Source organism: Microlunatus sp. GCM10028923, assembly GCF_042666975.1.
Classification (GTDB): Bacteria; Actinomycetota; Actinomycetes; order Propionibacteriales; family Propionibacteriaceae; genus Microlunatus.
Genome location: NZ_JBHTFF010000003.1, coordinates 483671 through 505876 on the forward strand (window position 1 = coordinate 483671; position 22206 = coordinate 505876).

Genomic DNA, 22206 nt, shown 5'->3' on the forward strand with positions numbered 1-22206 from the left:
CGACCAATGTACTACATGTAGAACGCCGGCTCACTTGAAGGCGCTGTGGCCGGTCAGGGCCTGCCCGATCACCAGCTGGTGCACCTCCGAGGTGCCCTCGTAGGTGAGCACCGACTCGAGGTTGTTGGCGTGGCGCAGGATCGGGTACTCGCCGGTGATGCCGGCGGCGCCGAGAACGGCCCGGCACTCCCGGGCGATGGCGAGGGCTTCGCGGACGTTGTTGAGCTTGCCGAGGCTGACCTGGCGCGGGTCCAGTCGATGATCATCCTTGAGCCGGCCGAGGTGCAGCGCCAGCAGGAAGCCCTTCTGCAGTTCCAGGGCCATGTCGGCGAGCTTGGCCTGGGTCAGCTGGAATGCGGCCAGCGGGCGGCCGAACACCTCCCGGGTGCTTGCGTACGCCAGCGCCGTCTCCAGGCAGTCCCGGGCGGCGCCGAGCGCGCCGAAGGTGATGCCGAACCGGGCCTCGTTGAGGCAGGACAGCGGTCCGCGCAGGCCGGACACCTCCGGCAGCACGGCGTCCCCCGGCAGCCGTACGTCCTCCAAGATCAACTCCGACGTCACGGAGGCGCGCAGGGACAGCTTCTTGCCGATCTTGGGCGCGGAGAAGCCGGGGGAGTCGGTCGGCACCACGAAGCCGCGGATGCCCTTCGGGTCGTCCGAGGTCTGGGCCCAGACGATCGCCACGTCGGCGACGCTGCCGTTGGTGATCCACATCTTGGTGCCGTTGATCACCCAGTCGTCGCCGTCCCGCCGGGCCCGGGTCAGCATCCCGGCCGGATTGGAGCCGAAGTCCGGCTCGGTCAGCCCGAAGCAGCCGATCAGTTCGCCGGCGGCCATCCCGGGCAGCCAGGCCTGTTTCTGATCTTCGCTGCCGAACTTCCAGATCGCGTACATGGCCAGCGATCCCTGCACCGAGACCATGCTCCGGACGCCGGAGTCGCCGGCCTCCAGCTCGAGGCAGGCCAGCCCGTACGAGACGGCGTTGGCGCCGGCGCAGCCGTAGCCGGTCAGGTGCATGCCGAGCAGGCCGAGGGCGCCGGCCTCCTTCATCAGGCCGAGGTCGGGTTCGCCGCTCTCGTACCAGCCGGCGATGTGCGGCCGGACCCGCTCGTCGACGAACTCGCGGACACCGGCCTGGATGTCCCGTTCGTCCTCGCTGAGCAGGTGATCAACACCCAGGAACTCCAGGGGACCGACAGTCATGATCTTTCCTTCCCGGCCAGGTCGGTGGCCGCCTTGATGATCTCATCGGTGTCCAGCAGGACGTGACGGGCGGCCGCACCGAGGGGTACGAAGCTGTCGGTGCTGGACACCCGGGCCATGGGGCCGGTGAAGCCGCCTTCGACCAGTGCCGTGATCACTCCCTCGCCGACGCCGCCCGAGTGCCGGGTCTCGTCGACGACCAGCACCCGGCCGGTGCTCCGGGCGGCGGCAACTGCGTCGGCGGCAGGCAGCGGGGCGAGCCAGCGCAGATCCAGCACGGTCGCCTCGATGCCCTGTCCGGCCAGCGATTCGGCGGCCCGCAGGCTCATCGGGACGCCGTTGCCGAATGTGATCATGGTGAGCTCCGCCCCGGTCCGGACCGTGCGGGCCCGTCCGATCGGCGCCGGCTCACCATGATCGACGCCGAGCCAGCCGCCGTCGCCGTCGGTGTGCAGGTCCCGGGTGTGGTAGAGCGCGATCGGCTCCAGGAACACCGCCACGGTGCCGTCCGTCGCCGCCGCGGCGACGCAGGTCCGCAACAGGGCGGGTGCGTCGTCGGCGCGGCTTGGACAGGCGACGACGATGCCGGGGATGTCCCGCAGCACCGCGACCGCGTCGTCGTTGTGGAAGTGCCCGCCGAAGCCCTTCTGGTACGCCAGCCCGGCGATCCTGATCACCAGGGGATTGCGCCAGCGGCCGCGGGAGAAGAAGGACAGCGTGGCCGCCTCGCCGCGGAGTTGATCTTCGGCGTTGTGCAGGTAGGCCAGATACTGGATCTCCGGGATCGGCACCAGCCCGGCCAGGCCCGCGCCGAGGGCGAGGCCGAGGATCGACTGCTCGTCCAGGATCGTGTCGAACACGCGGGCGGTGCCGAACCGGCGGGCCAGGCCGCGGGTCACCCCGTAGACCCCGCCCTTCACCCCGACGTCCTCACCGAACGTGATCACCCGGCGGTCCTGTTCCATGATCACGGACAGCGTCGTGTTGATCGACTCGGCCAGCGTCGCCGGCCGCTCGGACCGGCCCTCGGCCCACTGCGCCGCGAGTGCGGCCACCCGGTCCGGGCTGCGTGGTGCCAGCGGTTCGATGATCTCGGCGGCCGAGGTGAGCTGGCGGGCTCCGGTCAGCCGGTCCGCCTCGGCCCGTACCTCGGCGCCGATCCGGTCGTAGGTCGCCAGCACCTGCGCCGGAGTGCTGCCGTTGCCGATCATGGCCCGGGCGGTGCCGAGCAGCGGGTCGAGGTCGTACGCCGTCTCGATCTCGCTCGGCTTGCGATAGCCGATCTCGGCGTCGCTGCCCGCATGGGCCAGGTAGCGCACCGTACGGAGGTGCAGGAACACCGGCCGTCGATGATCACGGACCCGGCGGACCGCCTCCTCGATCACCGGCCAGGCCGTGGCCGGGTCGGCGCCGTCCGCGGCCAGATAGTCCAGGCCCGGCCGGCTCCCGTACGCGTGCTCGATCCAGCCGGCCGGGGTGCGGACCGAGATGCCGAGACCGTTGTCCTCACAGACGAACAGGATCGGCACCGGCAGGCCCCGGTAGGCGGTGTTGATCGCCGTGTTGATCGCGCCGGTCGCCGTCGAATGGTTGGCGGACGCGTCGCCGAACGAGCACACCACGAGCGCGTCGGCCGGCCATTCATGATCAACGCCGAGCCGGTCGGCCCGCTGCAGGGCGATCGCCAGCCCGACCGCGCGAGGCAGGTGCGAGGCGATCGTCGAGGTCTGCGGGATGATCGCCAGGTCCGGGTGGCCGAACACCTTGTGCCGGCCGCCGGCGATCGGCTCGTCGGCCAGACACATCAAGCCCTGCAGGACATCCGTGGCCGGCGTGCCGCCCGGCAGCAGCCCGGCCCGCGCGGCGTAGAACCCGCCGGACCGGTAGTGCAGCAGCGCCGGATCGCCGACCCGGGTGGCCAGCGCGACCATGGCGTTGCTCTCGTGCCCGGCCGACCCGATCGTGTAGTACGCCAGCCCGCGGGCCTGCAGCTCGCGCGCGACAAGATCAAGGTGCCGACTGGTCGCCTGCGCGGTGAAGAGCCGGTCCCAGTCGTGTCCCTCGGTACGTGCCCTGAGCCTGTCGAAGGGCCTTGGGGTCACCGGGCTTGGCCCTTCGACAGGCTCAGCGACCTTTGCCAGCCGGTCGCGGAAGGCCCGGTCCAGCTCCTCGGCCGGCGTCGCCATGATCAGTCGTCCAGTCGGAAGTCACGATCCGGGGTCAGCTCGACGGTGTCCATCTGCGCCTTCTGCAGCCGGCCCGAGTAGTCCCAGTTCACGGACTGCCAGCGGGTGAACTGGTCGAGCACCCAGACCCCGGACTGCCGGGAACCGTTGCCGGACTTGCCGTTGCCGCCGAAGGGCAGATGCGCCTCGGCGCCCGAGGTCGAGTTGTTGATCGACACCATGCCGGCCCCGATCCGGTTCCGGAAGGTGAACGCCTCCTGCGGATCGGTCGTGTAGATCGCCGAGGAGAGCCCGTAACCCGGCCGGTTGGCCAGGTCGATCGCCTGATCGAGATCGCCGTACGTGATCACGCCGACGATCGGGCCGAAGGTCTCCTCGAGGAAGAGTTGATCATCGGGCCGGACGCCGTCGACGACCACCGGGTGGTAGAACAGTCCGGCACTCGGATCGCCGACGAACCCGTCCCGCGGGTTGTCCGCGCCGATCCTGCCCTTCCCGCCGACCACGGTGTGGTGCGGCTGGATCCAGTCGAGGTACTCCTCGTACCGGTCGGCGAACTTCTGGTCCAGCATCGGGCCCATCAGGACTTCCTGGGCCGGGTCGCCGACCGTGGCGGCCTCGACCGCCTTGGCGAACCGGGCCAGGAACTCGTCGTGCACCGATTCGTGGACGATCACCGTACCGAGCGAGGTGCAGCGCTGCCCGGCCGTGCCGAAGCCGGAGAACAAGGCCCCCTCGACGGCAAGATCAAGATCGGCGCTCGGCGTGATCACCAGCGGGTTCTTGCCGCCCAGTTCCAGGCAGGCGTTCTGCAGGTGCCGGCCGGCCAGGGCGCCGATCTCGCGGCCCACGGCCGACGAGCCGGTGAAGCCGATCTTGTCGATCAGCCCGCGCTCCAGTGACTGCTGCAGCCCGGCGAAGGTCTGCTCACCGTCGGCGAAGACCAGGTTGAACACGCCGGCCGGCAGGCCGCCGCCGCGGACGAAGATCTCGTGGAAGGCCGCCGAGACGACCGGCGAGTAGTCGGCCGGCTTCCAGACGATCGTGTTGCCGGCCAGCAGCGCGGGCACGATGTACCAGGACGGCACGGCGACCGGGAAGTTGCCGGCGGTGATCACCGCGACGGCCCCGACCGGGACCCGGTGGGTGAACAGCTGCTTGTCCGGCATCTCGCTCGGCACCGTCTGCCCGTACAGCCGACGGCCCTCGCCGAGGAAGAAGTCGCAGGTGTCGACGATCTCCTGCACCTCGCCGAGCGCCTCCGCGTACGGCTTGCCGATCTCGGCGGTGACCAGCCGGGCCAGCGCCTCCTTGTTGTCCTCGACCAGCCGGCCGATGTGGGCGATCGCCCGGCCGCGGATCGGAGCCGGAACCGCCGCCCACTCGCGCTGCGCGGCCTTGGCCGACTCCGCGGCGCGAAGGAAGGTTGCCGCGTCGGCGAAGGCGACCTCGCCGACCACGTCGGCGAGCCGGGCGGGGTTGCTGCTCGCCACGGTGCTGCCACCGTCGACGTGCTTGCCGTCGACGACCGAAGTGATCAAGGTCCTGCTCACTGCATGTTCTCCGTTCCGTCGGCGAGTCGGCTCAGCGCGCGGCCCAGGGCGGCGACCGCCTCGTCGATCTCCTCGTTCTCGATCGACAGGGCCGGGCGGAACCGGATCGATCGCTCACCGCAGGGCAGCGCCACCACGTGTTCAGTGTCGCGCAGGTCGGCCAGCAGCGCATCACGCGCGCCGGCGTCGGCCAGGTCAACGGCGATCATCAGGCCGCGGCCGCGCACGTTGGCGAGCGTCCCGGGCCGTTCGGCGGCGAGCGCCCGCAGCCCGGCGACGAACCGGTCACCCTTCGGCCCGGCGGCCTCGATCAGGCCCTCGGCCTCGATGATCTCCAGCAGCCGCTGCGACCGCACCATGTCGACCAGCCCGCCGCCCCAGGTGGAGTTGATCCGGCCGGAGACGTGGAACACGTTCTGGGCGATCTCGTCCACCCGGCGACCGGCCATGATCCCGCCGACCTGCACCTTCTTGCCGAACGCGACGACGTCCGGCTCCAGCCCCAGCTGCTGGTACGCCCACGCGGTACCGGTGGTCCCGGCGCCGGTCTGCACCTCGTCCACGATGAACAGGGCGTCGTGATCATGGGCGAGCTGCTGCATCGCCTGCAGGAACTCGGGCCGCAGGTGGTTGTCCCCGCCCTCACCCTGGATCGGCTCGGCGATGAACGCCGCGATGTCGTGCGGATGATCCTGGAACGCCTTGCGGGCTTGGGAAAGCGCGCGCTCCTCGGCCGCGGTCACGGCCTCGAGATGATCTTCGAGCGGATGCACGATCGCCGGTACGTCGATCCGCGGCCAGTCGAACTTCGGGAACCGGGCGACCTTGCCGGGCTCGGTGTTGGTGAGCGACATGGTGTAGCCGCTCCGGCCGTGGAACGCCTTGCTCAGGTGCATGATCTTGGTGCCCAGCCCGGGATCCCGGCCGGCCGCCTCGTTCTGCCGGCTCTTCCAGTCGAAGGCGACCTTGAGCGCGTTCTCGACGGCCAGCGCGCCGCCCTCGATGAAGAACAGGTGCGGCAGCTCCGGGTCCCCGAGCACCCGGGCGAAGGTCTCGACGAACTCCGCGTACGCGCTGGAGTACATGTCCGGGTTGGCCGGCTTGTTCGCGGCGATCATGGACAGCTCGGCCAGGAACGCCGGATCGTCGACCAGCCCGGCCGGGTTCAGCCCGAGCGGCGCGGAGGCGAAGAACGTGTAGAGGTCCAGATAGGAGACGCCGGTCCGCGCGTCGATCAGCCGGCTACCGCGGCTGCGTTCCAGGTCCAGGACGAGCTTGAACCCGTCGGTCAGTACGTGCCGGGAGAGCACCTCGTGCACCTCGGCAGCGGAAACGTGGGCATGTTCGGCCATGTCGCCTCCTCACAGAATGAATTACGGTGAGATCCACTCTAGAGGAGAAGTCTTCTCGATAGCGAACCGTCGCGCCGGACGATGTGGAGGTGGGAAGCGTAGTGGGGGTGGAGGTTCTCCGCCATAGCGTGCCGTCGGTCCCGCGAATAGTGTGCCGGCCACGGAATCCGCCCGAGAACCCGGCTGGGACGCCTCTCGCAACCGCGCGATCTAGAACTCGATGGTGAACGACTTGAGCTCGAAATCGAAGTTGCCCTCCTTCGGCGTCGCGTCGGAGTTTGTGTAGGAGCTCGTGACCTGGAAATGGCCCTGCGGTGCGTAGTCCACGGTGATCGACGTGATCGTCTCCGGGACCAGCGCGACCACGGTGCCGTCTTCGCCGAAGTTGATCTTGGCCACGGGATTGCCCTCGATGATCTCGATCGGCCTTTTGTCCGAGCCGGTCAGCCGGAGGGAAGCTCCCGAGTCGTAGTCGGCGCGATACAGGTTCGCGTTCGGTCCGGCGCGTTGCGAGGTACGGTCGTCCCAGGCGAGGTAGAACCACATCTGCCCCGGCGGGGCCCAGCCGCGGTTCCGGTCGAACGGCGCCACCGACGCCTTGGTGAAGCTGATGCTGTGCTGGAGTTGGAAGTCGCCTATCGTCGCGCGGCGAGGCGCGTACTGCTCGTTCACTCCGGCGGCCGAGTTCCCGCGGTAGTAGGCGGCGGCCGTGGTCGAGGTCCGCTTGCCGGTCCGCAGTGAGATCGTCTGGTCCACGCCCGCGACGCCGACGACCAACTCGGCCTCGGCATCCACAGGGACCGAAGCGACCAGGGTCACCGGGTCCTCGCTGATCGCGAACAGCCCCCTGTCGTAGCCGAGGAGCTCTTCGAGCCGGTGGATCTCTCCGCCCGCTCGCAGCGAGTACGTCTCCGCGGTGCCGGCCCTGCCCCGCTTGAACTCCCGGTCGTACTGGCGGGTCACGGTGAACGCGAGGAACTCCTCGTGCTCGGCGGGAGCCATCGGCCACCGGCGATCTCCGCCGCCCGGAAGCTCGTCCAGCGTGGCAACGCGATTCAGTGTGAAGATGAACCCGGGCGCCTTGATCACGGCGCCCTCCGGCTCGGTCCCGTCCGGGAGCGTGCCCGATTCGTCCTTGACGATCGTTCCGGTGTCGGCCTTCGGCAGCTCTGGCGTTGGCACCTGGTCGGGGGGCACGGGCTTCTTGCCGTCCGGGCGGTACAGCTCGACGCCGGGCGGCACCTCCAACCCGGTGTCGCCGGCATCGATGTCGTCCGGGTCCACCGTGACCTGCTTGTCGCCGATCAAGCGCGGCTCGTACTCCATCTCGTCGAACACCCCGGGCTTGCCGCGGTCCTCCAGATGCCGGATCGGTCCGCAGAAGGCGCGCGGCTGCAGGGTGCCGGTCTTGGGTTCGCGGAGCAGCCAACACCCGGTCTCGGTCGCCGGCCGGGCATGGTTGTCGTCGGCCCTCTTCTCCCGCCAGGCCTGTTCCACGGCGGAGAGGAAGGGCACCTTGCTGTCCACCTCGGCTCCGTTGATGCGCACCGGGGTGCTGCAGGCGGACAGGAACACCAGGACGACGAGCGCACTCGCAACCCAGGATCGACGCGGCGTCGACATGATCACTCCTCGAGAGGTGGTCGATCCGACCCGGCGGCCGGACGAGTTCAGCGTCGCCGCGTCGCCCATCGGCCCGCCCGGAATCGAGTCGAACCGAGTCGGCGCGCCCGTCCCCGAGCGGTGACTCGATTCGACTCGATTCCGAGTCCGCCGGCGGGCCACACCTGACAGACTTCACGACGGAGCCGACCGACGGAGGAGTGAAGCAGATGCGAAGGTTCTGGACACGGATCGCGGTGACCCTGAGTCTCGTGGTCGCGGTATTCCTGCCGGGGCTTCCGGCCGCCGCCCAGGCGACGAGCCTGCCGCCGACCACGACACAATGCGCGACCGCCCTGCAGATCGAGGGCCGACAGATCGCCGGTTGCGGCCAAGCCAGGGGTGACGAGGGTCGGGTCGGCACGTACGATTCCGGGCTCGGCCGGATCACCTGGGGCCCATGGCAGACCCGGCTCACCGTGCAGCTGCCGAGCAAGTTGACGGTGCCGGCCCCGGACGGCCATACGGGCCCGTTCATCGGATACCCGACCCTGGCCGACCGATTCGGCTCCGCGGTCATTCACGGTACGCAGTACCGCGAGATCCAGCCGACGGACGGTCCCGCCTACTACGTCGGACGTCGCGGGGTCTACAAGCTCAGCACCAATCTGTTCACGCCATCCGAGAGCTGGTACCGGACCGCCGGCTGCGTTCCCTCGGCACCGTGTCCCGAGTGGAAGCACGAGCCGGGAAAGGAATGGTCGTCGGCCGGCTAGTCCAGCGAGGCGAGCAGGTCGGCGATATCGGCCGCCGCGGGCACGCCGAGGTCGGTGAAGATGCGCAGCGCCGCGGTCAATTCGGATCGGGCGGCCGCAGAGCCGGGACCGTCGACGGCGAGCAGGCAGCGGCCCAGTCCTTCGCGGGCCTTGGCCTGGTGGATCAGGTTGTCCTGCGCGGTCGCCAGGGCGAGTGCGTCCGTGTGCGCCTTGCTCGCCTCGTCGAACCGGCCGAGCAGGCGGAGGTCGGTCGCGATCTCGTTCGTCGCCGCGACTTCCTGGCCCCGGGTCCCGGTCTCGCGGGCGATCAGCAGCGCCTGCTCGTGCAGGTCGAGTGCGGAGGCGTGCCGGCCCTCACTGCGGTCCAGGTCGCCGAGATTGCCGAGAGCGACTCCTTCGGCCAGCCGGTGGTCGATCTCCCGAGCGATCTTCAGATGGCGCTGACCGAACGTCCGGGCCTCGTCGTACCGGCCGATCAGCTGATAGAGCTGGCACAGGTTTCCGCTCGCGATTGCTTCGTTCGTACGATTGCCGACCTCCCGGTGGATCGAGACGGCGCGCTCGAGATGGTCGATCGCGTCGAGGTGCCGGCCGAGTTGGGCACTCGCGATGCCGAGATTGCCGTACGCCCGTCCCTCGCCGGCCCGGTCGCCGTGCTCGCGGTGGATTGCCAGGGCCTGCTCGTAGTAGCCGACCGAGTCCTGGAATCGGCCCAGCTCGGCGGCGGTGGCGCCGAGGTTGACCAGAACCCGGCCCCGCTGGACGCCGTCCGCCACTGATGCCGCGTGCTCGTGCAGGCGGAGGGCGACTCCGTGGTGTGCGGCGTCGTCGAGATAGGCGAACAGGGTGGTGGAAAGGTCGACTCCGTGACCGGGCAGCCGGTCGCCGGTCAGCTTCACGGCGACATCGACCAGGTTGGCGTACTCGGTGTCGAGCCAGGACCGTGCGGTTTCGCGGTCCGGGAACGCCGGGCCGGGACGATCGATCGGAGCGATCCTCGGACGCCGGTCCCGGTTCTGCGGCGAGTAGGCGTCCATCGCCTCCGCGGCGGCGAAGCGGTAGTAGTCGAGCAGCCTGCCGATCGCGGCCTCCCGGACCGGCGGCGGCTCGGTGCGCTGGGCCTCCTCCGCCGCGAAGGCCCGGACCAGGTCATGCAGCTGGAAACGGTCGCCGGGCAGCGGTTCGAGCATGCTGCCGGCCGCCAGCGCGTCCAGCTGGGTCGCCACGGCGGAGTCGGACTGGTCGGCCAGTGCGGCTGCGGCGTAGCGGTCGAGGTCGCGGCCCGGATGCAGCGCCAGCAGTCGCAGCAGGCGGGCCGTCGCCTCCGGGAATTGCTGGTACGAGGAGCGCAGCGCGAGTTCGACGCCGTCCTCGAGCCGGCCGCGGGCCCGGTCGTCGAGCAGCCAGTCCCGGTGGTCGGCGAGCGTGATCCCGGGATGGTCCCGGATCCGGCCGGCGATCAACCGCAGCGCGAGCGGGTTGCGCCCGGCGAGCTCGGTGATCTTCGCGGCCGCCTCGGGCGCGCCGTCGACCGGGCCGGCGCCCACCTGTGCCCGCAACAGATCCAGCGACTCCGGCGTGGTCAGGGGGTCCAGCCGGACTCTTGCCGTGGCGTCCAAGTCGAGCGTGTGCCGGCTGGTGATCAGGACCACGCAGTGCGGCAGGTCCGGGACCAGCGGCGCCACCTGGTCGGCGGACCGGGCGTTGTCCAGCAGGAGCACCAGCGGCCGGTCCCGTACCGCGTCGGCGAACAGCGTCAGGCGCGCCGACGCCGCCTGACCCGCGAACCGGTGCGGCTTGACCCCGACCTCGCGGAGGAGACCGTCCAGGACGGCCGCCGGATCGGCCGGTGGGTTGTCGGTGTCATAGCCACGCAGGTTCACGGCCATCCGACGTGCCGGCGACGGATCGCCGGACTCGGGTCCGGTCAGCAGCCGGCCGGTCTGCGCGGCCAGCGCGGTCTTGCCGGTGCCGGGCATCCCGGTGATCACGATGACCACCGGCCCGGGATTCTCCGCCGCGGCCATGATCTGCCGGAGTTCGGCGCGCCGGCCGACGAAGTCCGCGGCCGCGACCGGGAGCTCCCGATCGATCCGGACCACCGATCCGGCGCCGGACTCGATCAGTTCGCAGGCGCGCCGCCAGGCCAGGGCCTGGGACCGGTCGCCGCGCAGGAGGATCTGGGCGATGTCGACGATCAGCTCGGTGTCCATCCGGGTGCGGCCGGCCTCGAAGCAGCGCCGGACCGTCTCGAACCCCGGGGCTGCCCGGCCGGCCTGCCGGCGCAACCGGTCCACCTGCTCGTGGGTACGGCGGATCGACAAGCCGGACCAGGCGCGCAACCGCCGCAGTGCCGTCGCGAGGTCGTCGTACGACCGCACGTCGAGCGGGCCGGGCGGCTGGTCGCTGTCGAGTCCCATGCTCTCTCTTCTGTGCCGGCGCTGCTGCGGATCGCGTCCCATCTTCACGCCCGCCCACCGCTCGCGCCAGCACCCGACCGGAACGTCTCGCCGGAACCCGCGGCCGGCCCACCCACCAGCGCACATGATCTCGATCATCAGGCTGAGGCTCGTCGACCACCGGCCAGGACCTGACGGAGCGATGAAATGATCATGGTCGGACAGCCGGAGAACGAAGATCATCTGGCACGCTGTCACCAAGCGTCCACCGTCAAGCTCACCGGAGTCTGATCATGACCAGCACCACGCTCGGCGCCGCCACGGCCGACATCACGCCGCGGCACCCGGTCGACCTGTCCGGGTTCGCCAGCCGTACCGAACCGATGACCGGGGTGCGGGCCCCGCTGGAACTGCAGGCGTTCGCGTTCGGTGACGACGGCGGGCTGCGGGCGGTGCTGGTCGCCGCCGACCTGCTCTGGTGGGGCCCGGACGTCGCCGAGGCGCTGCGGGCCAGGATCGCCGCCGAACACGGGATCGGCGCGGAGGCGGTGCTGCTGCACGCGTCCCACACGCACAGTGGTCCGCAGCCCGGGCTGACCTTCTCGACGCTGGTCGGCCGCGGTGATCGCGACTACCTCGACTTCCTGGCGACGACGACGCTCGAGGCCGTTGCGGCCGCGGTCGCGGACCGGGAACCGGTCACGGTGGCGCGGGGCAGCGGCTCCTGCTCGATCGCGCTGAACCGCCGCCGGGCCGATCCCGACGGTGGCCGCGGCGGCCCGGACCCGGACGGGCCGGTCGATCCCGAGGTCACGGTGATCAGGTTCGACCGGCCGGACGGGTCGGCGAAGGCGCTGCTGACCCACTACGCCTGCCATCCGGTGATCACCGCGGACCAGTTGGCGGGACCCGACTTCCCCGGGGTGACCCGGGCCCGGCTGGCCGAGCGCCTTGGCCCCCTTCGACAGGCTCAGGACGACGCTTCGACAGGCTCGGGGAAGACGGTGGTGATCGCGTTCCTGCAGGGCTGCTGCGGCGATCTCGACCCCGCCCTGACCGAGGGGGACCGGTTCGTCCGCGGCGGTGATGCCGACCTCGACCGGCTCGGCGGTGCGCTCGCCGACTCGGTGATCGCGGTGATCGACGCCGGCCTGGAGCCCGCCGGCGACCTTGCCGTACGGACGCGCACCGGCACCGCCCAGCTGCCGCTGCACACCCCGTCGCTGGCCATGCTGGCGAACCGCAAGGACGAGGACGGGATCTGGGGCGACTGGTCTCGGCACCTGCTCGCGCACCCGGAGTTGATCACCGAGGAGATCCCGCTCCGGTTGATCATGCTCGAGCTGACCGACGGGCTGGCCCTGCTCGGCCTGGACGCGGAGATCACCGTCGAGTACGGCCTGTGGCTGAAGAACTGGTCCAACGGAGGTGTCTTGCCGATCCCGTACACCAACGGCATGATCGGTTACGTGGTCACCGCGGATCAGGTGCGCGAGGGTGGCTACGAGCCGGACGACTCCTATCCCTACGTCTACCGGTCCGGGCGGTTCACGACCCGGACCGAAGAGATCGTCCGGTCCGCGATCATGAGCCTCCTCACAGAACGGACCACCGCGTGACCTCCTTCGACGGCCTCGGCCTTCACCTCGGCAACCTGCATCAGCTCTCCGACGCCCAGTCCCGGTCCCTGTCGGCGGAGAACCCGACCGGCGCCCCTGGGCAGGGGGCGTTGGCCACCGACGGACTCGGTGCGGCGGCCGCCCGCGATCTCGGCCAGGGCTGGAAGGTCGCCCCGGCGGTCAAGATCGCGCCGAAGTCGATCTTCGAGCTCGGTGACATCGACGGGCCCGGCTCGATCCAGCAGATCTGGATGACCACCACGGCGGCCGCCCGGACGCTGGTCCTGCGGATCTACTGGGACGGGCAGGAGCAGCCGTCGGTGGAGACGCCGCTGAACGACTTCTTCGCCTCCGGCTGGGGCGTCTATGCGCCGATCTCGTCGCTCGCGGTCTGCGTCAACCCGAAGAACGGGTTCAACTCCTACTGGCAGATGCCGTTCCGGCAGCACTGCCGGATCACCGTGGAGAACCTGGCCGACGAGGAGTGTGTGCTGTTCTACCAGGTGAACTACCAGCTCACCGAGGTGCCGGAGGACGCCGCGTACTTCCATGCCCAGTTCCGCCGGACCAACCCGCTGCCGTACGCGGAGGAGTACACGATCATCGACGGCGTCTCCGGCCGCGGCCACTACGTCGGCACCTCCGTCGCCTGGGGCGTGAACAACGGCGGCTGGTGGGGCGAGGGCGAGCTGAAGTGGTTCCTGGACGGCGAGGACGCGCCGACGATCTGCGGCACCGGCACCGAGGACTACTTCTGCGGCGCCTGGTGCTTCCACGTCGGCTCGCGCTACGAGACCTTCACGACGCCGTACGCCGGGATGCCGCTGAACACGACGCCCGACGGCAGTGATCAAGATCCCGGCCGCACTCAGACCCGGTACGGCCTGTATCGCTGGCACATCACCGATCCGATCCGGTTCCGGACCGGGCTGAAGGTCACCATGCAGGCGCTCGGCTGGCGCAGCGGCGGCCGCTACCTGCCGCTGCAGGACGACATCGCCTCCGTCGCCTACTGGTACCAGACCCTGCCCACCGCTCCGTTCCCGGAGTTCCCGGACCGTGACGCGCTGGAGATCATCTAGCACACTGGTCCCGTGATGGAGTTGGAACCCGCGGTCGCCGCGGCACGGGCGCGGGTGCCGCGCGAGCAGCAGTCCCAGGACCTGATCGAACACCGCCGGCTCGCGGACGCGTACCAAGATCAGATCTGGCCGCTGGTGGGGCTGGACGGCCCGGAGCTGCCGACCCGCGAGGTCATGATCAGCACGCCGGGACGCCCGGATGCGCTGCTGCGGTTGCTCTATCCGCCCGGCGTCGAGCCCGGTCGGGACCCGCTGCCGGTCTGCCTGACCCTGTTCGGCGGCGGCTGGCGGCAGGGTGGGCTGCACCATCCGTCGTTCAGCCAGCCGGCCGCGCGCCGGGCCGCCGGGGCGGGCGTGATCATGGCCTGTCTCTCGTACGCGCTCGCGCCCGAGCATCCGTACCCGGCGGCACTGGACCAGTGCGTCGCGGCGCTGGACTGGCTGGTTGATCATGGACCGGAGTACGGCGTCGACCCGGGCCGGATCGGGGTGGACGGCACCTCGGCCGGCGGCAACCTGGCCGCCGCGCTGGCCCTGCGGAACCGGGACGGCGCCGGCCATCCGCTCCGGCTGCAGATCCTCGAGGTCGCCGCGCTCGACCTCACCGGCGGCCACTTCGACTGGACCGGCGTCGACCCGGCGGTCCGGTCGGGCGCCCTGCCCGGCCTGCTCGACATCGTGAAGCAGTACGTCCCGTCCGGCCTGATCACCGATCCGTACGTCTCGCCGCTGCTGGCCGACGACCTGTCCGGCCTGCCGCCGGCGTACATCCTGACCAGCGAGCTGGATCCGCTACGCGGCGACGGCGAGGCGTACGCGAGCGCGCTGGCCCGGGCCGGGGTGCCGGTCGCGGCGTTCCGGGTGATCGGGGCCGACCACGGCAGCCAGATCTTCGAGAAGGTCTCGCTCGGCGCCCGGGCCGCGCAGGTCATGATCAACTCCGCCCTGCGCACCCTGCACGACGCCGGCTAGTCCGGAACCAGGCTGAGGGCGCGGGACGGGCAGAGCCGGACCGCCTCCTCGACCTCGGTGTCGCAGTCCTCGGCCTCGTCGGCGAGCAGGACGACGCGGCCGTCCTCCTCGTCCTGCTCGAAGTATTCCGGGTTGGTCAGCACGCACATGCCGGAGCTGGCGCACAGGTCCCGGTCGGCGATGATCTTCACCATGATCACCAGGCCACCGGGAGCTCGGCGGCTCCGTAGAAGTTCTGGTCGGTGCGCAGCTGGACCTGGCTCGAGGGGACGGCCAGCTTCAGCTCGGGGAAGCGTTCGATCAACCGGCCGAGCGCGATCCGCAGCTCGACCCGGGCCAGTTGCTGGCCGAGGCACTGGTGCACCCCGTGGCCGAAGGTCAGGTGGCCGCGGGTCTGGTTGGTCACGTCGAACCGGTCCGGGTCGGCGAAGTGCTCCTCGTCGCGGTTGGCGGTCTGGACCGAGACGGTCACGTACTCGCCGGCCTTGATCAACTCGCCTTCGAGCTCAACGTCGACATCGGCCTGCCGGATGATGCCCGTGTGGATCACGCCCACGTAGCGGAGCAGCTCCTCGACGCCGGTGGTGATCAACTCCGGCTGCTCGCGCAGCAGGTCCCACTGGTCTCGGTTCTCCAGCAGCGCCAGCGTGCCCAGGCCGATCATCTTGGCGGTGGTTTCGTGGCCGGCGACCAGCAGCAGCACCGCCATCCCGATCACCTCGTCGGTGGCCAGCTCCTGGTCGGCGGCGAGATCGGAGAGCAGGTCGTCGGTCGGCTCGGCCTGCTTCGCGACCACCAGCTCGGCCAGGAACGTGGTCAGATTCTGCTGCGCCAACGCCTTCTCCTCCACCGTGGAGGTCATCGTCATGAAGACGGCCGTGTCGGCGACGAACCGGTCCCGGTCCGCGTACGGGACGCCGAGCAGTTCGCAGATCACCAGCGAGGGAACGGGCAGCGCGAACTCGGCGACCAGATCGACCGGCCCACCGGCGGCCTCGATCGCGTCCAGCCGGGCGTCGACGAACTCGGCGATCCGCGGCTCGAGCTCGCGCATCCGGCGGACCGTGAAGACGCCGGTCAGCTTGCGCCGCAGCCGGCTGTGATCGGCCCCGTCCATCTCGATGAACATGCCCGGCGTCACCGGCAGGTCGCCCTCGAAACCGGCGTAGGCCTCCAGCCCGGGCATCGGCACCGGGACCTGGATCGGGGCGGCCAGCCGGGATCGGAACCGGTTGTCGGCCAGCACCTGCCGGGACAGGGCGTGACTCGTCACCAGCCAGCCGAGGGAACCCTCGGGGTAGTAGCGGAGCCGGCGCAGCGGTGCCTCGCGATGCAGCGCCATCACGGCGGCCGGCGGGTCGAACGGACGCTCGCGATCGAGCGGGATGCCGTACGGGACGGGGTCGGTGGTCGTCATGGGATCTCCTCCGTGGCAGCGATATACGTAGGAATCTAATATACGTATATGGGTGCGTGCAAGCACGTTGAGGAATCAGAGCATCCGGGCGAGCAGGTACGCCTCCGTTCCGGCCAGGCCCACCGAGAGGAACAGGGTCTTCTGGTCGGGCGTCGTCCGGCCGACCGCACGACCCGTGAGCAGGTCGCCCAGCGCGACCACCCGGTCCGCCTGCGGGGTACCGGCCAGGATGTTCGGCGGCTGGTAGCCCGCCAGCTGATCGGTCGAGTCGGTCGCCGCGAGCTGGACGGCGTCGACCAGGTCCGGCCCGAACTCCGCCCGGCCGACCTGTTTCGGACCGAGCGTGGACACGAAGCAGCCGGGCGCCAGCCAGGCCGGGTCGATCACCGGCACCGGGCTGTCGGTGGCCAGCACCACCAGGTCGGCGCCCTCGACCGCGGACCGGGCGTCGCCGGTCGCCACACAGAGCACTCCGAACTCGGTCTGCGCCCGGTCGGCGAACGCGCGGCGGTGCCGCTCGGTCGGCGAGAAGCAGCGGACCTCGGACAGCGCCCGCACGGTGCGGATCGCGTCCAGCTGGGCCCGGGCCTGCCGGCCGGTGCCGATCAGCGCGAGCGTGGTCGCGTCGGTCCGGGCCAGCAGGTCGGCCGCGACGCCGCCGATCGCCCCGGTCCGGCGCGGGCCGAGCTCGGTGCCGGTCGCGATCCCGCGCACCCGTCCGGTCGCCAGGTCCTGCACCACCACGACCTGGTCGTCGTCGCCGCTGCCCGGAGCGAGATAGCTGCGATAGCCGTACCAGTCCTCCCGGCGCAGGCCGGCGGTGATCATCAGCCGGTGGCCGGCCAGGTCCGCGGTCGCCCGCGGCGGCGCGACCAGCCGGCCGTCGGCATGATCACGCAACGCGTCCCGGATCCAGGCGACCGCGCGGTCCGGGGTCAGCCGTTCCTTGATCAGCCCGTCGTCGATCAGCACCGGTTTCATGATCGACTTCTCGACGGCGGCGCTAGAGGCCGAGGATCGCGGTCAGGTCCAGGCCGACCTGGTCGAGCGTGCGGTCGGCCCGTGCGCGGGCTGCCGCGAGGTCCTGGCTGTCGGCCGGCGGGATCCGTACCTCCAGATAGCACTTGAGCTTCGGCTCGGTGCCGGACGGCCGGACCACGACCTTGATCGAATCGCCGCAGAGCCGGACGCCGTCGGTGGCGGGTAGTTCCTTGGTGCCCTCGGCAAGATCGAGAAAGGCGACCGGTTCGCCGGCCAACCGGTCCGGTCGCTGTTCCCGGAGCCGGGCCATCGCGTCGGTGATCAAGGAAAGGTCGGACACCCGGAACGTCAGCGGCCGGGTCTGGTGCACCCCGTACCGGCGGGACAGGTCGTCCAGCCGGTCGGCCAGGGTCAGCCCCTCCGCCTTGAGCCCGGCCGCGACGCTCAGAATCCGTACCAGGGCAGAGATCCCGTCCTTGTCCGGTACGGCAGCGGGGTCGCAGCAGTAGCCGATCGCCTCCTCGTAGCCGAAGGCGAGGCTCGGCACCCGGCCGATCCACTTGAACCCGGTCAGGGTGGCCACGAAGCGCTGCCCGTGCGCGGCCGCCATCGCCGACAGCAGTGAGCTCGAGACGATCGAGCAGGCGTAGCTGCCGCGAACCCCGCGGCGCAGCGCGTCGTCGCCGAGGATCGCGCCCAGCTCGTCGCCGGAGAGGGTACGCCAGCCGTCCGGGCCGGGGATCGCGACGGCGCACCGGTCCGCATCCGGGTCGTTCGCGATGATCAACTCCGCACCGGCCGCGGTCGCCGTGGTCACCGCCCGGTCCAGTGCGCCCGGCTCCTCCGGATTGGGGAACGACACGGTCGGGAACGCCGGGTCCGGGTACTCCTGCTCCGCGACGACCGTCGGTGCCGGGAAGCCGGTCCGCTGCCACGCCTGCCGGACGATCGCCCCGCCGACACCGTGCATCGGCGTGTAGACCCAGGACACCCGGCGCGGCGCCTCGGCGTCGACCAGGGTCGTCAGTCGATCGAGGTAGGCGTTGATCAACTCGTCGCCGATCACCGCGTAGTCCTGCGACCGCGGAAGATCAGCGACCGGGTGCCGGCTCATCCAGCCGATCCGCTCGGCGATCTCCACGTCGGCCGGCGGGATGATCTGCGAGCCGTCGCCGAGATAGACCTTGTAGCCGTTGTCGTTGGGCGGGTTGTGCGACGCGGTGACGACGATCCCGGCGACGCAGGCGAAGTGCCGGATGCCGAACGCGACCACCGGGGTCGGCGTCGGCGCGGCGGTGATGATCACCTCGAACCCGGCCGCGGCGATGATCTCCGCGGAGTCCCGGGCGAACACATCGGAGTTGTAGCGGGCGTCGTAGCCGATGATCACCCGGCCGCCGGTCTTGCCCTCATCGGTCAGGTAGGTGGCGAGGCCGGCCGCGGCCTGGGCGACCACCACCCGGTTCATCCGGTTCGGGCCGGGCCCGAGCGGACCGCGCAGCCCGGCGGTGCCGAACTCGAGCCGGCCGGAGAACGCGTCGGTCACCTCGTCCCGGGCGGCCGCGTCACCGGCTTCGGCCTTCTCGATCAGATCGTCCAGCGCGACGGAGGTCGCCGGGTCCGGATCCTGCGCGCGCCAGAAGGTGAGCTTCTCCCGCAGCACCGGGTCGAACACCGACGCCCCGGTCACAGCACGGCCGCCAGACCGCCGAGCAGGGATCGCAGCCGCGGTTCGGCGGCGCGGCCGGCCGCGATCACCTCCGCGTGTTCCAGCGGGGTGGGGGAGATGCCGGCGGCGAGGTTGGTGACCAGAGAGATGCCGAGCACCTCGAGGCCGGCCTCGCGGGCCGCGATCGTCTCCAGCGTGGTCGACATGCCGACCAGGTCGCCGCCGAGGATGCCGGCCATCTTGACCTCCGCGGGCGTCTCGTACTGCGGCCCGCGGAACTGGACGTAGACGCCCTCGGCCAGCGTCGGGTCGACCGTGCGGGCGAGCGCGCGGAGCCGCTTCGAGTAGGCCTCGGTCAGGTCGATGAAGGTCGGCCCCTCCAGCGGCGTCGCGCCGGTCAGGTTGAGATGATCACGGATCAGCACCGGCGTGCCCGGACCCCAGTCGGGGTTGAGGCCGCCGCAGCCGTTGGTCACCACGAGCGTCGTCGCGCCGGCGGCCGCCGCCGTCCTGACCCCGTGCACCACCGCTGCCGTACCGCGGCCTTCGTAGTAGTGGGTGCGGCCGGTGAACACGGCCGCGGTCTTTCCGAGCGGAGTTCGGTACGCCCGCAGGGCGCCGCCGTGCCCGGCCACGACCGGGGCGCTGAACCCGGGCAGTTCGGACAGCGGGACTTCGCCCAGCAGTTCGCCGATCTCGTCGGCCGCCGCCGACCAGCCGGAGCCGAGCACCAGCGCCAGATCGAGCTTGTCGAGCGACAGCTCGCGGACCAGCGCCTCGGCGGCGCGGCCGGCCAACTCCTTGGGATCCTCAGTGGTCACCTGGGCACTATAAGTGAGTCGCCGCCCCGTGTCGCCGGAACGCGTGGCGCCCACTCGGCTCGTGCCGGATCCCCATGATCAACACGGGACCCTCTCGATCACAGGCCACGTGCCTAAAGCGATTTAGGGTGCGTGACTTCGACCCGGGAGCTGAGACTGTGCACCGCATGAACCCGCGAAGATCCTCACGTCAACCCAACGGTTCTCTTGACACCATGCACTCGGCACCACAGGATTCGACTAGATCGGTTTAGTACTTCGGGGGTCGAGGTGACTCGGCACAAGCCGTTCGCTGCGGCGACCCCGCTCATCGACGAGTGGAGGGCATGACATGTCAGATCAATCCGGCGAAGAGGCCACCGGCCTCGCCCCGTTCACCTTCCATCGGCGCGCCATGCTCGCGGCCGCGGGTGTCACCGCGAGCGCCGTGGCCATGCCGGGCGCGCTCCTACCGCTGACCGCCGCCGCCGATCAGCCGGATGATCGGCGCGGGGTCGACCAGCCGACCTTTCCGCCGCAGCTGACCGAACTCCAGCCGGGCAATCCCGCGGACCTTCAGAAGTTCCTCGACTACGAGGTTGCGAACGACCCCAATGCGCCGTACCTGCGCTGTGACGTGCCGCTGGCCCGGCGCGCCACGCTGCCGGCGACCACCCAGGCCAATCCGCGGCTCAGTCCGGACCCCCAGGTCCTGAGTCTCAACCCCTACTACCGATTGCTGGACATGCGGTCTTCGGCGCGCGAGCTGAAGAATGATCGTTTCGGCGTCGGGCAGCGTCCCTACATCACCCGATTCGCCCAGTACCAGGACATCCTGGGCGGGTGGATGGGGGCGCAGCTCATTCCGAATCCGGCCTGGGTCGACACGGCGCACCGTAACGGGACCCTCGCCCTCGGCATCCTCTACCAGCCGTACTTCTCGACCACCAATCCCGACATCCTGATCAAGGACGATCAAGGGAACTTCCTGGTCGGAGACAAGATGGTCGACCTCGCCGAGCACTTCGGCTTCGACGGCTACTTCCTCAATATCGAGGGAAAGACGATCAGCGAGCAGAAGGCGGCCGAGTTGGCCGCCATGTTCGACGGCATGCACCGGCGGGCAGAGGAGAAGGGCCTGCCGAACTTCCATCTGCAGATCTACGACGCGCTCTGGACGAACGGCGCGGGGCGCTACGACAACAAGTTCACCAAGAACAACTCCGGCTGGATCAAGCCCGGCAGCCGGGTCGACAGCATGTTCATCAACTACGCCTGGCCGATCAACTTCGTCGAGGCCGGCTGGCAACATCCGGGCGTGGACTACGTCGAGCCGAGCCTGACCGAGGCCGACCGGGTCGGCCTCGATCCGTTCGCGACGCTCTACTTCGGCCTGGACATCCAGGAGGAGAACGACCGCGTCCACGCGAATGCGCTCGACATGTACGCCAACGAGATCATTCCGGTCAACGGCGCCGGTGCGCCGCGCGCCAGCCTTGCGCTGTTCACCCAGGCCGACAGCATGATCAGGCGGATCAACGGATACCTCGGTCAGATGCCTTCTGCGCCGACCGCAACCGTCGAGGAGATGTACGTCGCGGATCGCAAGTTCTGGTCCGGTGCGTCGGAGAATCCCGCGATCCCCGTGACTCCGGTCGACCCTGATCCCAAGAAGGTGGTTCGACCGGACTGGGAGCCACGCTACGGGATGGCCAACTTCATCCCCGAACGCACCGTGATCACCGAGCCGCCCTTCGTCACCCGCTTCAACACCGGACAGGGTGATCATTTTCAGCTCGCCGGAGCGCGGGCCGATGATCAGGTCTGGTACAACATGGGCATCCAGGACATTCTGCCGACCTGGCAGTGGTGGCGCCGGGATCGGAGCGGGAAGGCCCAGTCCGACTCGCTGCTCATGATCGACTACGACCACGACTTCGCCTACGACGGGCCGAACTGCCTGAAGGTGAGTGGTCAGCTGTCGGCCTCGTCGAGCACCGAGTTCAGGCTCTACAAGACCTCGCTCGACGCGGGTCGCCCGATCACGGTAGCCCTGATCGCCCGCGCCGGAACCGATGACGCGCTGGACGCTCTTCGAGTCGGCTTGAGCTACCTGGACGATCCGGAGCAGACGACCTGGATCGATGATCGCCTCCCGATCCGAAAGCTCGGCCACGGGTGGGTCCGCCTCGAGTTCAATCCGCGTCCCCGGCAGGGAGAGGTGATCACCGCGCTGTCGATCGGCGTGATCACCGACAGCGGATCCGCGGACGACTTCACGGTCCGGCTGGGAGAGCTGAGCGTGCAACGCCGCAACACTTCCCAGGGTCCGTCCCGGCCGGCGGAGGTGCGCGTCGCCGCGTCCTATCCGAGCGAGTCCGGCCGCGGGCTGACGGTCGGCCTGCAGTGGAAACTCGATCCGGAGGTCTGGTACTACGACCTGCGGACGAGCGGAGATGCGCCACGGTGGCTCGGCAGGATCAGCTCAGCCGCGTACGTGCTCGACGGCCTGTCTCCCGGATCGGACGTGGCGGTCATCGCGGTCGGCCGGGACGGCAGCGAAAGCACTCCGGCCACGGTGACCGTCACGTAGGG

General features: G+C 70.1%; 17 protein-coding genes. 6 read left to right on the forward strand and 11 right to left on the reverse strand.

Features of this window, described 5'->3' with window-relative positions:
* Positions 1-30 precede the first annotated feature (30 nt).
* From ACFQU4_RS09540 to ACFQU4_RS09560, 5 genes are all read right to left on the reverse strand, one after another.
* Complete coding sequence (locus ACFQU4_RS09540) at positions 31-1203, reverse strand: acyl-CoA dehydrogenase family protein (protein ID WP_377490149.1); 1173 nt, start codon at positions 1201-1203, stop codon at positions 31-33.
* Positions 1200-3389 carry a transketolase C-terminal domain-containing protein gene (locus tag ACFQU4_RS09545; protein ID WP_377490152.1) on the reverse strand — a complete coding sequence of 730 codons (2190 nt, stop codon included), beginning with the start codon at positions 3387-3389 and terminating at the stop codon, positions 1200-1202. The genes ACFQU4_RS09540 and ACFQU4_RS09545 overlap by 4 nt, the downstream gene beginning before the upstream one ends.
* A 2-nt stretch (positions 3390-3391) precedes the next feature.
* Positions 3392-4930 (reverse strand): aldehyde dehydrogenase family protein, encoded by a 1539-nt coding sequence (locus ACFQU4_RS09550; protein WP_377490155.1) that lies wholly within the window; start codon positions 4928-4930, stop codon positions 3392-3394.
* Positions 4931-4938: 8 nt separating this feature from the next.
* Positions 4939-6294: an L-lysine 6-transaminase gene (lat, locus tag ACFQU4_RS09555; protein ID WP_377490158.1), complete on the reverse strand. Its 1356-nt coding sequence runs from the start codon at positions 6292-6294 to the stop codon at positions 4939-4941.
* 210 nt (positions 6295-6504) lie between these two features.
* A complete protein-coding gene (locus tag ACFQU4_RS09560; protein ID WP_377490161.1) occupies positions 6505-7917 on the reverse strand; it encodes a hypothetical protein in 1413 nt (470 codons plus the stop codon).
* Between ACFQU4_RS09560 and ACFQU4_RS09565 the strand changes: the two genes are divergently transcribed.
* Positions 7916-8041 (forward strand): hypothetical protein, encoded by a 126-nt coding sequence (locus ACFQU4_RS09565; RefSeq protein WP_377490164.1) that lies wholly within the window; start codon positions 7916-7918, stop codon positions 8039-8041. The genes ACFQU4_RS09560 and ACFQU4_RS09565 overlap by 2 nt on opposite strands.
* An 85-nt stretch (positions 8042-8126) precedes the next feature.
* Positions 8127-8672 (forward strand): hypothetical protein, encoded by a 546-nt coding sequence (locus tag ACFQU4_RS09570; protein WP_377490167.1) that lies wholly within the window; start codon positions 8127-8129, stop codon positions 8670-8672.
* On the opposite strand, the gene ACFQU4_RS09575 is transcribed toward ACFQU4_RS09570, so the two are convergent.
* Positions 8669-11092, reverse strand: coding sequence for a tetratricopeptide repeat protein (locus tag ACFQU4_RS09575; protein WP_377490170.1), 2424 nt, complete (start codon positions 11090-11092; stop codon positions 8669-8671). The two genes, ACFQU4_RS09570 and ACFQU4_RS09575, sit on opposite strands and share 4 nt — an antisense overlap.
* A gap of 272 nt (positions 11093-11364) precedes the next feature.
* Here ACFQU4_RS09575 and ACFQU4_RS09580 point away from each other — a divergent pair, with 272 nt between their 5' ends.
* From ACFQU4_RS09580 to ACFQU4_RS09590, 3 genes are read left to right on the forward strand one after another with little or no spacing between them, the layout of a single operon-like run.
* Positions 11365-12690 carry a neutral/alkaline non-lysosomal ceramidase N-terminal domain-containing protein gene (locus tag ACFQU4_RS09580; RefSeq protein ID WP_377490172.1) on the forward strand — a complete coding sequence of 442 codons (1326 nt, stop codon included), beginning with the start codon at positions 11365-11367 and terminating at the stop codon, positions 12688-12690.
* The gene (locus ACFQU4_RS09585) at positions 12687-13772 is read left to right on the forward strand and encodes a glycoside hydrolase family 172 protein (RefSeq protein ID WP_377490175.1); all 1086 of its coding nucleotides are present in this window, start codon (positions 12687-12689) and stop codon (positions 13770-13772) included. The genes ACFQU4_RS09580 and ACFQU4_RS09585 overlap by 4 nt, the downstream gene beginning before the upstream one ends.
* A 15-nt stretch (positions 13773-13787) precedes the next feature.
* Entirely contained in the window at positions 13788-14744 is a 957-nt protein-coding gene (locus ACFQU4_RS09590) for an alpha/beta hydrolase fold domain-containing protein (protein ID WP_377490542.1), read from the forward strand.
* On the opposite strand, the gene ACFQU4_RS09595 is transcribed toward ACFQU4_RS09590, so the two are convergent.
* The 5 genes from ACFQU4_RS09595 to ACFQU4_RS09615 form a co-directional block, all read right to left on the reverse strand.
* On the reverse strand, positions 14741-14938 hold the full coding sequence (locus tag ACFQU4_RS09595) for a ferredoxin (protein ID WP_377490545.1): 198 nt from the start codon (positions 14936-14938) through the stop codon (positions 14741-14743). The two genes, ACFQU4_RS09590 and ACFQU4_RS09595, sit on opposite strands and share 4 nt — an antisense overlap.
* A gap of 2 nt (positions 14939-14940) precedes the next feature.
* Positions 14941-16161: a cytochrome P450 gene (locus tag ACFQU4_RS09600; protein WP_377490178.1), complete on the reverse strand. Its 1221-nt coding sequence runs from the start codon at positions 16159-16161 to the stop codon at positions 14941-14943.
* 75 nt (positions 16162-16236) lie between these two features.
* Entirely contained in the window at positions 16237-17142 is a 906-nt protein-coding gene (locus ACFQU4_RS09605; RefSeq protein ID WP_377490181.1) for an ornithine cyclodeaminase family protein, read from the reverse strand.
* Positions 17143-17164: 22 nt separating this feature from the next.
* Positions 17165-18832 carry a phospho-sugar mutase gene (locus ACFQU4_RS09610; RefSeq protein ID WP_377490184.1) on the reverse strand — a complete coding sequence of 556 codons (1668 nt, stop codon included), beginning with the start codon at positions 18830-18832 and terminating at the stop codon, positions 17165-17167.
* Positions 18829-19632: a purine-nucleoside phosphorylase gene (locus tag ACFQU4_RS09615; protein WP_377490187.1), complete on the reverse strand. Its 804-nt coding sequence runs from the start codon at positions 19630-19632 to the stop codon at positions 18829-18831. Before ACFQU4_RS09615 ends, ACFQU4_RS09610 begins: the two co-directional genes overlap by 4 nt.
* 331 nt (positions 19633-19963) lie before the next feature.
* Between ACFQU4_RS09615 and ACFQU4_RS09620 the strand changes: the two genes are divergently transcribed.
* Positions 19964-22204, forward strand: a complete 2241-nt coding sequence (locus tag ACFQU4_RS09620) for a hypothetical protein (protein WP_377490190.1) — start codon at positions 19964-19966, stop codon at positions 22202-22204.
* The last annotated feature ends 2 nt before the right edge of the window (positions 22205-22206 follow it).